This window comes from Paraburkholderia sp. LEh10 (assembly GCF_017814945.1).
Taxonomy (GTDB): domain Bacteria; phylum Pseudomonadota; class Gammaproteobacteria; order Burkholderiales; family Burkholderiaceae; genus Paraburkholderia.
In genome coordinates this window covers 40,478-52,899 of record NZ_JAGIPX010000055.1, presented here as the reverse complement: position 1 = coordinate 52,899, position 12,422 = coordinate 40,478, and the positions used below count along the sequence as shown (strand labels likewise).

At 64.5% G+C, this 12,422-nt stretch carries 11 protein-coding genes and 1 pseudogene; 4 read left to right on the top strand and 8 right to left on the bottom strand.

Annotation, left to right across the window (positions count from 1 at the left end; translation table 11 throughout):
* Window positions 1-148: 148 nt before the first annotated feature.
* The 3 genes from hutC to J8I87_RS33005 are packed head-to-tail and all read right to left on the bottom strand — an operon-like array spanning window position 149 to window position 2,762.
* On the bottom strand, window positions 149-844 hold the full coding sequence (gene hutC, locus J8I87_RS33015; protein WP_209936421.1) for a histidine utilization repressor: 696 nt from the start codon (window positions 842-844) through the stop codon (window positions 149-151).
* Window positions 845-887: 43 nt separating this feature from the next.
* Window positions 888-2,414, bottom strand: coding sequence for a histidine ammonia-lyase (gene hutH, locus J8I87_RS33010; protein WP_209936419.1), 1,527 nt, complete (start codon window positions 2,412-2,414; stop codon window positions 888-890).
* Window positions 2,415-2,426: 12 nt separating this feature from the next.
* The gene (locus tag J8I87_RS33005; RefSeq protein ID WP_209936411.1) at window positions 2,427-2,762 is read right to left on the bottom strand and encodes a hypothetical protein; all 336 of its coding nucleotides are present in this window, start codon (window positions 2,760-2,762) and stop codon (window positions 2,427-2,429) included.
* 52 nt (window positions 2,763-2,814) lie between these two features.
* Here J8I87_RS33005 and J8I87_RS33000 point away from each other — a divergent pair, with 52 nt between their 5' ends.
* Window positions 2,815-3,732 carry an NAD-dependent epimerase/dehydratase family protein gene (locus tag J8I87_RS33000; RefSeq protein ID WP_209936409.1) on the top strand — a complete coding sequence of 306 codons (918 nt, stop codon included), beginning with the start codon at window positions 2,815-2,817 and terminating at the stop codon, window positions 3,730-3,732.
* Between the two features lie 139 nt (window positions 3,733-3,871).
* Window positions 3,872-4,054 carry a hypothetical protein gene (locus J8I87_RS32995; RefSeq protein ID WP_209936408.1) on the top strand — a complete coding sequence of 61 codons (183 nt, stop codon included), beginning with the start codon at window positions 3,872-3,874 and terminating at the stop codon, window positions 4,052-4,054.
* Window positions 4,055-4,121: 67 nt separating this feature from the next.
* Here the strand turns inward: J8I87_RS32995 and J8I87_RS32990 are convergent, their stop codons facing one another.
* The 4 genes and pseudogenes from J8I87_RS32990 to J8I87_RS32975 all read right to left on the bottom strand — a co-directional run.
* Window positions 4,122-4,898: a thioredoxin family protein gene (locus tag J8I87_RS32990; RefSeq protein WP_209936407.1), complete on the bottom strand. Its 777-nt coding sequence runs from the start codon at window positions 4,896-4,898 to the stop codon at window positions 4,122-4,124.
* A 51-nt stretch (window positions 4,899-4,949) separates the two neighbouring features.
* Entirely contained in the window at window positions 4,950-5,378 is a 429-nt protein-coding gene (locus J8I87_RS32985; protein ID WP_209936406.1) for an SRPBCC domain-containing protein, read from the bottom strand.
* Window positions 5,285-5,707, bottom strand: coding sequence for an ArsR/SmtB family transcription factor (locus J8I87_RS32980; RefSeq protein WP_209936405.1), 423 nt, complete (start codon window positions 5,705-5,707; stop codon window positions 5,285-5,287). The genes J8I87_RS32985 and J8I87_RS32980 overlap by 94 nt, the downstream gene beginning before the upstream one ends.
* A gap of 152 nt (window positions 5,708-5,859) precedes the next feature.
* A pseudogene (locus J8I87_RS32975) lies at window positions 5,860-7,173 on the bottom strand (NCS2 family permease); the annotation flags it as partial.
* Window positions 7,174-7,930: 757 nt separating this feature from the next.
* On the opposite strand from J8I87_RS32975, the gene J8I87_RS32970 reads away from it, so the two are divergent.
* A complete protein-coding gene (locus J8I87_RS32970; protein ID WP_209936402.1) occupies window positions 7,931-8,959 on the top strand; it encodes a PRC-barrel domain containing protein in 1,029 nt (342 codons plus the stop codon).
* Window positions 8,956-10,227: an MFS transporter gene (locus J8I87_RS32965; RefSeq protein WP_209936401.1), complete on the top strand. Its 1,272-nt coding sequence runs from the start codon at window positions 8,956-8,958 to the stop codon at window positions 10,225-10,227. The genes J8I87_RS32970 and J8I87_RS32965 overlap by 4 nt, the downstream gene beginning before the upstream one ends.
* Window positions 10,228-11,064: 837 nt before the next feature.
* On the opposite strand, the gene J8I87_RS32960 is transcribed toward J8I87_RS32965, so the two are convergent.
* Window positions 11,065-12,420, bottom strand: coding sequence for an MFS transporter (locus J8I87_RS32960; RefSeq protein ID WP_209936400.1), 1,356 nt, complete (start codon window positions 12,418-12,420; stop codon window positions 11,065-11,067).
* Window positions 12,421-12,422: the final 2 nt, after the last annotated feature.

Genomic DNA, 12,422 nt, shown 5'->3' with positions numbered 1-12,422 from the left:
CAGGTCTTGCAGGTTTTCTCGCTGCCGCGCGGCGCGCGGATCGTGCGGGTCGGGTCGAGACGCGGGTCGATGTGTTTCGGGTTGTTCATGATGCCCTCGGAAGCGCTGATAACTCGGTAATGGAGTCGAAGATTGAACGGAAACGAAATCAGAAATGGCCGGTGAACCGGTAGCGGTTGCCCGGGTGCCAAAGGTTGGCCACGGAAGCGACCACGCCTTGCGACCACGTGCGCCTGTGCAACACGAGACAAGGCTCGGCGTCGTCCATCGTCAGGAGTCGGCGGGTGTCGGCTTCCGGCGCGGATGCTTCGATGCGGTATTCGACGCGCTGCAGCGGCGCGACGCGCACGAGATACTGGTTAGGCGTCGTGTTCGTGAAGTCCTGCAACGCGTATTCGGGCGCGACAGCAGGATTCACCCAACGTTCTTCGAGCTGGACGGGCTCGTCGTTCTCGAAGTGCAGCACGCGCGAATGAAAGATGGGACTGCCCGCACTCACCTGCATTTCGGCGGCAAGCTCGTCGCCGGCAATCGCGGCGCCCACGTTCAGCACGTTCGCGTGATAGCGATGGCCGCGCGCGACGATCTCGTCGGAGATGCTGCGGATCGCCACCAGCGTCGACTCGTACTTGGGCCGCGCGACGAACGTGCCCGAGCCCTGAACGCGCGTGAGCACCTGCTCGGAAGTCAATTCGCGCAGCGCGCGGTTGACCGTCATGCGCGCGACGTTGAACTCGCGTGCAAGCTCGTTTTCCGACGGAACCTGATGGCCTTCGCTCCATTCGCCCGCGTGAATGCGGGCGAGGATGAAGTCCTTGATTCCCTGGTAGGCGGGTGCGTTCATGCTGGGCATCTCATCTCTTTCGCTGTGCCGCGATGCGGATGGTTTAGCGTTGCTCGGAGATGAATGAGAACGGGCTGTGCTTCGCGATGGTGCCGTCCTGCACGAGCTTCGTGATCGCGGCGATATCGGGCGCGAAGTAATGATCGAGCTCGTAATGCGCGACTTCCCCGCGCACAGTGTCCATCACCTTTTGCAGCGCCGGGCTCGTCTTGTGCGGCGCGCGCAGATCGACGCCTTGCGCGGCGGCCAGCAGTTCGATCGACAGGATGTTCGCTGTGTTGTCGGCGATATCCGCGAGCTTGCGCGCGGCGAACGTCGCCATCGACACGTGGTCTTCCTGGTTCGCGGACGTGGGCAGCGAATCCACGGAAGCCGGGTGCGCGAGCGTCTTGTTCTCCGATGCGAGCGCGGCAGCCGTCACGTGCGCGATCATGAAGCCCGAGTTCACGCCGCCATCCTTGACGAGGAACGGCGGTAGGCCCGACAGCGTCGCGTCGATCAGCAGCGCGATGCGGCGCTCGGCGAGCGCGCCGATTTCCGATGCGGCGAGCGCGAGGTTGTCGGCGGCGAACGCGACGGGCTCCGCGTGGAAGTTGCCGCCCGACAGCACTTCACCCGTGTCCGGGAAGATCAGCGGGTTGTCGGAGACGGCGTTCGCTTCGACGAGCAGCACTTGCGCGGCGGCGCGCATCTGGTCGAGACAGGCGCCCATCACCTGCGGCTGGCAGCGCAGGCTGTACGGGTCCTGCACCTTGCCGCAATCGCGATGCGACAGATTGATCGCCGAGCCGTCGAGCAGCGCGCGATACGAAGCGGCCGCATCCATCTGGCCTTGATGGCCGCGCAGTTCGTGGATGCGCGCGTCGAACGGCTTGACGGAACCCGCTGCAGCATCGACGGACAGCGCCCCCGCCACGAGGCCGACGCGGTACAGGTCTTCGATTGCGAACATGTTGTAGAGCGCGAGCGCCGCCGATGCCTGCGTGCCGTTGAGCAGCGCGAGACCTTCCTTCGCCTGCAGCGTCATCGGCTTCAGGCCGACGAGGCGCAAGCCCTCCGTCGCCGGGACGCGCTCGCCCTTCACGAACACTTCGCCGACGCCGAGCAGCACGGCCGACATATGCGCGAGCGGCGCGAGGTCGCCCGATGCGCCGACGGAGCCCTTCACGGGGATCACAGGCAGCACGTCGGCGTTGAACAGCTTGATGAGCGCCTCCATCACTTCACGGCGGATGCCCGAATGGCCGCGGCCGAGGCTCGACAGCTTGAGCGCCATCAACAGGCGCACGACGGGCTGCGACATCGGCTCGCCGACGCCGACGGCGTGCGACAGGACCAGATTGCGCTGCAGCAGTTCGAGCTGATCGTGCGGAATGTGCGTGCTCGCGAGACGGCCAAAACCGGTGTTGATGCCGTACGCCGGGTCGCCCTTCGCGGCGATGTCCGCGACGGCTTGAGCGCAGGCGTCGATGGCGGCGAAGCTCGCGGGATCGAGTTGCAACGTAACCTGTTCGCGTGCGATCTGGCGCAGTTGGGGCAAGGTCAGGGAGCCGGGCGTAAGGATCATGATGTAAGTTCCTGTCTATACAATTTCGACAAAGTGTAGCCGCGTCAGCTTGTCTATACAACTCAAATCTTGCAAAAACCGATAAGGGCTTTCCACTAGAGCTGACGCGGTTTTGCGGGCATGTTTCTCGCAGGGCGGGGGCCTTGCGGCGACAGCCGTGTCGCGCCCGGCCGCGCCGCGTTCCATGCCGATAACTTGTATATACACGTCGGCTTCGCGCGTTGGCAAGCAATCAAAAAAGGCCGCGATGCGCCCGTTTCGTGACGGCCGACCGCCAGATGCCCGCCGCCGGACGTCCGTGAATGTTGATTCCAGATCAAGATTGATTTGAAACTCGCGCGCTTTTTGCAAGACTCGCTCGACACCATACTGTCGTCATTCCAGTTGTTCGAAGGAGAGCGTGTTGAACATTTTCGTCACTGGCGCGAGCGGCTTTATTGGCGGATCGATTGCAGCGGGCCTCGTGCGCGCGGGGCATCATGTGACAGGCCTGATCCGCAACCCGGAACATGCGGCTGAGTTGAAGCGCCTCGGCATCGAGCCCATCGTCGGCACGCTCGACGACCGCGACCTGCTGATCGCCCAGGCAAAGGCCGCCGACGCCGTCATCAACGCCGCGAGCAGCGATCATCGCGGCGCGGTCGAGGCGCTGATCGAGGGGCTCGCGGGCTCCCGCAAGCCATCCGGCAAGCCCTTTCTGCATACGAGCGGCTCGAGCATCGTCGGTGACGCGTCGGGCGGCGAACGGGGCGACGCGAAGATCTACACAGAAGACGCGCTGCCCGAGCCGACACCCGACAAGGCGCCGCGCGTCGCAATCGAGAGGTTGGTGCTGAGCGCGGCGCAACGCGGCATCCGCTCGTCGGTGCTGTGCAATACGCTGATCTATGGGCACGGCGCCGTCAAAGGCAGCGCGAGCGTGCAGCTGCCGCGCCTCGTGCGCCAGGCGCAAAAGAGCGGCGTCGTGCGGCACGTGGGCAGCGGCGGCAACATCTGGTCGAACGTGTTCATCGACGATGTCGTCGAACTGTATCGGCTCGCGCTCGACAAGAGCCCGGCGGGCACGTTCTATTTCGTCGAGAGCGGCGAAGCGTCGTTCAAGGACATGAGCGGCGCGATCGCGAAAGCGATGCATCTCGGCCCGCCGCAGGACTGGCCCCTCGATCACGCGATAGAAGAATGGGGCTATGAAATGGCGTCGTATGGACTCGGCTCGAATAGCCGCGTGCGCGGCACCCGCGCACGCGACCTGCTGGGCTGGAAACCGACGCGCACGTCGGTGACCGAGTGGATCGGGCACGACATGATGAACGGCGCGTAAGCGCACGCATCAAGCGTTGCCCCGCGCACACGCTGTAAGCTGGCCTGTTGCGTATCCGTAAGCTCGCGTCGCTAGAATCGGCAATGTCCGATGAGGTTCATGACGACCTCGCTCTAACGGCCCGAGCTCCGATCACGCAATGCTGCTTGCACTCAATTTCGACTGGCTGACCAATCTGCTCGCGATCCTGTTCGTGATCGCGTGCCTCTACGATTCGCGCTACGACGAATACGGCACGCTGACGCTCGCGTCGGGCGCGATGGGCCTCGTCGTGATGGGCATCGAACTCTTTCTGAAGCCCGCGTTCGAAATGTCGCTGTAAGCGCGGGCTTGCGCACGGCGTTCCGCGTTGCGCCTTTCTCGCGTTGCACCTTTCGATGCCCGGCCCTTCACTTGTGCGCGGCTTCGTGACAGCAAGCACCCGCCTTCTGTCCCTCTTGCGCCAGCGTCCTGCCCGACACGCCGTCTTCGTAGCTGTCGTGACGGCGCAGCCAGCCCATCATCTTGTTCTCGTCTTCGTCGCGGCCCTTCGGCACATAATCGAGCAACGTATAGGTGCCGATCAGCGGCTCGCCGCCTCGACCGAACGCCGAAAACGTATGAAAGACCTCGTCGTTCTCATTGCGATAGAAGACGCTCATTCCGGGCAGTTCGTCGCACGCGTAGTCCTGCGTCTCGAAGTTGTAGAAGACCTTGCCTTGCGCCTCCTGTTGCGGCGTGAACGACACATTGAAGTCGAAATTGAAGTCGCTGCCGAACGACGAGACCCACGGAAACTGCCAGCCCATGCGCTTCCTGTACGCGTCGATTTTTTCGAGCGGCGCGCGCGAAACGGCGACGTACGTCACGTCGCGATGCGCGAGGTGCACGAGCGCGCCGTCGATATGATCGGACAAGAACGAACAGCCGGGACAGCCCTGCTCCCAATCCGGCCCGAACATGAAGTGATAGACGATCAGCTGGCTGCGTCCCGCGAAGAGACCCGCCAGCGTCTTCTTGCCGTCAGGCGTATCGAACGCATAGGTCTTGTCGACTTTCACCCACGGCAGCGCGCCGCGCTTCTTGACGAGCGCATCGCGTGCGCGCGTATGAGCCTTTTCCTCTGCGAGATGCGCGCGATGAGCGGCAAGCCATTCTTCGCGTGAGACGATCTTGTGCGGTTCCATCTGCTCCTCCAGTTGCATGGCCACTTCACTGCCGATCAGCGCTTGCGGCCTTCACGAGAAATAGCGTTCGAGTCCGTCGAGCGCATCCGTCCAGCCGCCGCGATGCGCGTCGCGCGCGGCCTCGTCGAAGAAGCGTTCGTGCGTGAGCGTCAGCCACGTGCCGTCGCCGTCGGCTCGCAGCTGGAATGTGACGATCGACTCACGTTCCGGCGTCGAACGGAACGCCCACGTATAGACGAGCTTTTCGTTGATCGCGACTTCGCGAAACACGCCGCTTACGTCGTGCTCTTCGCCATCCGGTGCGCGCATGATCATGTGAAAGCGGCCGCCCGTCTTCAACTCCATTTCGGCGAGGGTCACGTTGCAGCCGCCGGGATGCAGCCACTTCACGATTTGCTGCGGGTCCGTCCAGGCGCTGAAGACTTTCTCCGGGGGCGCCTTGAGGTGCCGCTGGAGCGTAAGGGCGGGTTGGGCGGGCATGACGCTTCCTCCACATAGGCGGCGAGTTGATCGAGTGCCTCGGACCAGAATCGCTGATAGTGACACAGCCACGCCATGGCCTCCTCCATCGGTCCCGCCGACAGACGGCAGGCAACCGTGCGGCCCGTCTTGGTCCGCGTGACGAGGCCCGCGTCGGCCAGCACGTCGAGATGCTTCATGACGGCGGGGAGCGACATCGCGAACGGCTCGGCCAGTTCGGAAATGGAGAGGTCGCGGCTGTCCGACAGGCGCAACAGCAGCGCGCGGCGAGTCGGGTCCGCGAGCGCGGCGAAAGTGCGATCGAGTGTGGCGTCCTGATACTTAACCATGGGGTTAAGTGTAGGACAGGGGGACGCCGTGTCAAGGCTGATGTTGCCCGGACGGCGTCCCCGGTTTGCGCGTTCGTGGTCCGCGGCGGCGTGGTGATCCGGCTGGATTCGCCCGCCGCGAAAAGTCAGAAGCAGTCAGGAAAGACAGACGCTCAGATCGCCCATCCGCCGAGATAGAACACGGCGAGCACCACGGCAATCGCCACCGTCCCGACATTGAGCTTGCGCCACTCGCCACTGACGACGCGGCCGATCACCAGCGTGCAGAACCCGAGCATGATCCCCGTGACGATGTTGGCCGTCAGCACGATGAAGACGGCGCATACGAGGCCCGACATCGAATCGACCATATCGTCCATATGCAGCTTGCTCACGCTCGAGAGCATCAGCAGTCCGACATACATCAGCGCGGGCGCGGTCGCATAGGAAGGCACGAGCGCGGCGAGCGGCGAGAAGAACATCACGACGAGGAACAGCAAGCCGACGACAGCGGCAGCCAGCCCCGTCTTCGCGCCCGCGGCGACGCCCACGGTCGACTCGATATAAGCGGCGGCGGGCGCGCCGCCCATGAAGCCGGAGAAGATCGAGCTGAGCGAATCGGCCGTCAGCGCGCGGCCGCCGTTGATGATGCGGCCATTCGCGTCGAGCTGGCCCGCCTGCCCCGCCACTGCGCGGATCGTTCCCGTCGCGTCGAACACGGCCGTCATCACGAGCGCCAGCACGCTGGGCAGCACGGCGAGCGACAGCGCGCCCTTGATGTCCATCGCGCCGATCAGCGATGCATGTCCCGGCGCGCTCAGCGACGGCAGCGCGAACACGCCATGGAACGCGACGCCGGGATCGAGCAGCAACGCAAGCGCCGAGATCGCGACGATCACGATCAGGATCGAGCCCGGCACGCGACGACGCACCAGACCGAAGATCGCGGCGAGCCCGCCCACCGACATCAGCACGGGAAGCGACGTGATATGGCCGAGCGTCACGGGCAGACCGGGCCCCGGATTCTTCACGACGAGACCGACATCGTTCGCCGCGATCAGCAGCAGAAAGAGCCCGATGCCGATACCCGTGCCGTGCGCGACACCCGCGGGAAGGTTGCGCAGAATCCACGAGCGCACGCCCGTCACCGAAATCGCGGTGAACACGAGCCCCATCAGGAACACGGCGCCCAGCGCGACGTTCGGATGCAGGCCCTTGCCGAGCACGAGGCCGAACGCGGTGAACGCGGTGAGCGAGATCGCGCAGCCGATCGCAATCGGCAGACGCGCCCACACGCCCATTAGCAGCGAGCCGAAGGCCGTCGTCAGGCACACGGCGACGAATACCGCACTGGTGTCGAAGCCCGCCTTGCCGAACATCCCCGGCACGACGAACACGGAATAGACCATTGCGAGAAACGTCGTGATGCCGGCGATGATCTCCTGGCGTCCCGTACTGCCGCGCGCGGTGATGTCGAAAAAGCGGTCGAAGAATGTCGTCTGCCCGTCGCCGGTGTTGCCGAACACCTCGCTCCCGGCTTCCGCGATGCTCTGCGCCTGGGGTTCCATCATGATGAGTGCCTCCTTTATCAGCATGCTGAAACGGCGGCCGGTCAGCGGCTGCGCCGTCATCAGGGTTCGTCTCGTTGAGTAGTAGATGTGTGCTGCGATTGACGATTTCGCGGCGCGCAGACGCACGTCGTCCTCGTTACGGCGGGTAATCCGTCGTCGGACGATCATCGATCGACATCGCGTTCCGTTTTCACCAGTCCACGACACGCCTTCGCGTCGTTCTTCTTGTGCTGAGGCGAAGGTTAGGCGAATCGCGATATGTCTCCTATCGCAATAAAAACATGCCGGGCATGTCGCGATCCTTATATCGTTTGAGACACGGCAATGTGCAATGCCGACCCGCGCGTTAACACCTACGCGTTCAGCGCGCGCATGCCGTGCAAAAGCGCCGGCCGACAGCGCTTTGAAGCCCGCACTGCATTCAGCCGGCGATGGCGGATTGCGGCGCGTTCGCATCGTGCATTTGCGCTCGCCGCCGTGCGTTTCACGGCCCGCTGTTCGAGCAAACGAGCAGACGAAACAAGGGCCGCGCAGCGCCACGGGTTAAACTCTCGGCAAACCATGCCTTTAACGCATTGCCGGCGAGACGCTTCGATGCCTGCATGAACCACTGGATCGTCGTTTGCGACAGCCCTTGCATCGGCCTGCCGCCCTGGCCACGGAGTCCCACTTGATGAATGGCGGTTTCCTACGTCCAGCCTGCCGTCTATTGTTCCTGGCCGTTTTTGCGGCCCTCATCGCGATGCTGTCGGGTTGCAGCCTGTTCGGTCCGACGGAGCAGCCGCCCGCGCCCATCACGGAAGCAACGGTGACGGACCTGACCGTCCCCGCACCTGTGACGGAGCCCGAACCCGAGCCGGTCGAACCCGCCGGGCCGAAGGAGCCGAAGAAGCCGCGTCCGCCCGTCGTGCGCCCGCACAAGCCGGAGCCGCCGCCGCCCGTGGTCGCGCCCGCGCCGCCGCCGCCTCCTCCGCCGCCCCCTGCCGCGCCCATCATCACGACCCGCGTGCTCGATCGCAACGCGATGCACGGTCTGCTCGACAGCGAAGTGCAGAAGGCTGACGGCAAGGTGATCGGCCGCGCCGTCGACATGACGGCGGACGGGAGCGGCACGCCGCGCCAGATGATCGTCAATCTGCACGGATTTCTCGGCATCGGCGACCGCAAGGCAGGCTTCCCATGGACGGCGTTCCGCTTCACGCCGAACGCAAAGGGTCCGCGCATCACGATCACGCTGCCGCCGAACCAGCTATCGGCGGCCAACCGGGCCAAGCCGTCGGCCTCGCTCGCGATGCCGCTTGCCGGCGTCACGGCAGCGCCCGCCGTGCCCCCCGGCCAGGTCGAGCTGATGGACACGGACGTCGAGCGTCCGAACGGCGGCAAGGTCGGCCGCGTGGTCGACGTGCTGGTCGACGCGAACGCGCAGCCGCAAGCCGTGGTGCTCGACGTGAGCGGCATCATCAGTGCGGATCGCCGCACGATTGCCGCGAACTGGTCCGCGCTGCGATTCGTCACGAAGGACAAGACGCTGCATCCGTTGATGGATCTCAATGACGCGCAGATCAAGGCTTCGCCATCCTACGAACCCGACAAGCCCATCCACGCCGTCTCGCCCGCGCCTCCTCCAGCACCCGCGTCCGCCGCGACGGCTGGCCCTACGTCGTCCGATGCGGCGGCCTCAACCGCGCGCAATTCACGATGACGAGCCGTCTCATGGTCAACGCACGCAGTCTTCGCGCCCTCGACTGGCTCAACTTCTTCGTCGCCAACGTGCAGACGGGATTCGGGCCGTTCATCGCTTCCTATCTCGCGTCGCACAAGTGGACGCAGGGCGAGATCGGGCTCGCCCTGTCCGTGGGCACCATCAGCGCGATGGTGAGCCAGGTGCCGGGCGGCGCCGCCGTCGATGCGCTGCGCAACAAGAAGGCGGCCGCCGCTTGGGCGATCATTGCGATCATCCTCAGCGCCGTGCTGCTCGCGACGAGCCCGACCGTGCTGCCCGTGATGGCCGCCGAGGTCTTTCACGGCTTCGCTAGCTGCATGCTCGTGCCCGCGATGGCGGCCATCTCGTTCGCGCTCGTCGGACGCCACGATCTCGGCGACCGGCTCGGGCGCAACGCGCGCTGGGCGTCGATCGGCAGTGCCGTCGCGGCGGGATTGATGGGCCTCTTTGGCGAGTACTTCTCGGCGCGCGCGGTGTTCTGGCTGACGGCGGCGCTCGCGGCGCCTGCGCTCATCGCGCTGTCGATGATCGCGATGCCGCAGCACCAGCACGTGCCGGCGCACAAGCCCGCGAAAAACGAACACGACGACGGCGAAGAGAAGGAATCGATTTTTCAGCTCTTGCGTGACAGGCGCATGCTGATCTTCGCGGCGTGCGTGGTGCTGTTCCATCTGTCGAACGCGGCGATGCTCAATCTCGCGGCGGGCGAAGTAACGGCGGGGATGGGCGACAACGTTCAACTGGTGATTGCCGCGTGCATCATCGTGCCGCAGGCGATCGTCGCGATGCTGTCGCCTTGGGTCGGACGCACGGCCGAACGCTGGGGACGGCGGCCCATCCTGCTGATCGGCTTCTCGGCGCTGCCGTTGCGCGCGCTGCTGTTCGCGGGCGTGAGCAGTCCGTATCTGCTCGTGCCCGTGCAAATGCTCGACGGCGTGAGCGCTGCCGTGTTTGGTGTGATGCTGCCGCTGATTGCCGCCGACGTCGCGGGCGGCAAGGGACGCTACAACCTCACGATCGGCCTGTTCGGCCTCGCGGCGGGGATTGGCGCGACGCTTTCGACGGCTGTCGCGGGTTTTATTGCCGACCGGTTCGGCAGCGTGATCAGCTTCGTCGGGCTGGCGGCCGCGGGCGCGCTCGCGGTGCTGCTGGTGTGGGCGGCGATGCCCGAGACGCGGGATGCCAATGGGGAGCGGGCCGTGAAGCCCGCTGCTTCGGATGATGGGGCTTTGAAGAGCGTGGAATAAGGGTTTGGGTACGGCTGGGTTTTTGCCCTTGCGCGGGCATCCGCGAGTGCGGTTTGTTTTGCCTTTGCGCGGGCATCCGCGAGTGCGGTTCGTTTTGCCTTTGCGCGGGCATCCGCGATGCGCCTCGCGGCGCAAGCGTTGCCCCTGTGCGGGGCGGCACCTACTTTCTTTGCCGCGGCAAAGAAAGTAGGCAAAGAAAGCCGCTCACACCGCCAAACCTTGACCGTTACCCACGGGCCCTTAACGTCCCCCGCACTTCGCACGGCAACGCACTGACCCATGTCCGTGCCAGCGCACTGATTGAACGCCTCAACCGCTTCATGCCCCCGCGTTGCGGAATACGACCTCGACTATCCACCGCCCCTGTGCGGCAAACGTATGTAGGCCTTCGCGCCTCAGAACACCTTCGCTGCGCGACGTCTCTGCACGGTTCAAGCGCCGCCGTGTGAACCAACATATGTTTGCCGCACAGGGCGCTGAATCACCAGCGATGGAAGGCCATTGTGCGGGCGCATGAAGCGGGTGAGGCAATTGCCGGATACGATGGCAACTAACATAGGTCAGCACGCTACTGTGCGAAGTGCGGGGACGCCGGGAGCACGTGGATAAACGTCAAGCACTGGCGGTGTGAGCGGCTTTCTTTGCTTACTTTCTTTGCCGCGGCAAAGAAAGTAAGTGCCGCCCCGCACAGGGGCAACGCCCGCGCGCGAGGCGCAATCGCGGATGCCAGCGCAAAGGCAAAACAAACCGCAATCGCGGCATGCCAGCGACAGCAGCAAAGCAAAGCAAAGCAAAGCAAAGAACCAGCGTCGCAGACAAACCAACCCAACCCCTACCTCAATCAATCGCCCTTCCCGCCGTCTCACGAATGAACGGCAACGCCGCCAGCGACACCGCGCCGCAACCGATCAGATACCAGGCAGGCGCCAGCGTACTCCCCGACAACTGGATCAGCCACGTAGCAAAGAACTGCGCAAAGCCACCAAAAATCGACACGCCGAGGCAATACACAATCGACATGCCCGTCGCGCGAATCTCGCGCGGAAACATCTCAGGCAGCATCACGATATTCGGCACTGCCGTAAACGCAACAAGCACGCCCAGCACCGCGACGACAGCCAGTAGTACAGGCACGGTCGGCACCGCGTTGATGACCATGAACGCGGGATACACAGCCGCGATCAGCAACACTCGCGAGATCCACAACACGCGCTTGCGTCCATATCGATCCGACAGCGAGCCCGCAAACGGCGAGCAGATCACCGTGACGAACGCCGCCGTCCACGACGCCCACAACGCAAGCGACATCGGCAGATGCAGAATCTTGATCGCATAAGTCGACAGGTAAAACAGCACGATGTAGTTCGCCGCCGTGCCCCCAATCGTCGTCACGACGCCCGTCGCGATCGCGCCCTTGTGCGTGCCGACGATCTCGCGCACGGGCCGCGCGACAGCCGCGGCCTCGATCGCGGGCGCTTCGTTAGACGCCGCGGGCATCGGCAGCGTTTCGTCCAGATGACGCCGGATATACACGCCGATCGGCCCCATCGCCATGCCGATCACGAACGGCACGCGCCAGCCCCAGCTTTCGAGTGCGTGCGTCGACAGCATCGCGGCCAGCGCGACGCCCAGCAGCGAGCCGACCACCGTGTTCAAGCCCTGGCTCACGAACTGCCAGCTTCCGTAAAAGCCGCGCGTACGGTCGCTGCCGTATTCCATCAGCAGCGACGTCGATGCGCCGATCTCGCCGCCCAGCGCAAAGCCCTGAATCAGCCGCGCGAGAATCACGAGCGCGGGCGCGGCAACGCCGATGGACGCATACGTCGGCGCGAATGCAATGATCGCGGAGCCGAGCGTCATCAGCCACAGCGTCAGGCTCATCGCCGCCTTGCGGCCCGCGCGGTCCGCATACGCGCCAAGCACCACGCCGCCCACGGGCCGCATGATGAAGCCGACGCCGAACGTCCCGACAGCAAGCATCAGTTGCATAAGCTGCCCTTCGACAGGAAAGTACAGCTTGCCGATGATCGTCGCGAAGAAGCTGTAGATCGTGAAGTCGAAGAACTCGAGTCCGTTACCGAGCGTGATCGCGGCAATCGCTTTTGCGTGGCTCGCACGCTGCGGCTGCGAGTCGGCACTCGCCGACATTGCGGCAGCGTCTTGCGTCGGCGTCGAAGTGGCTGAATAGCTCATGT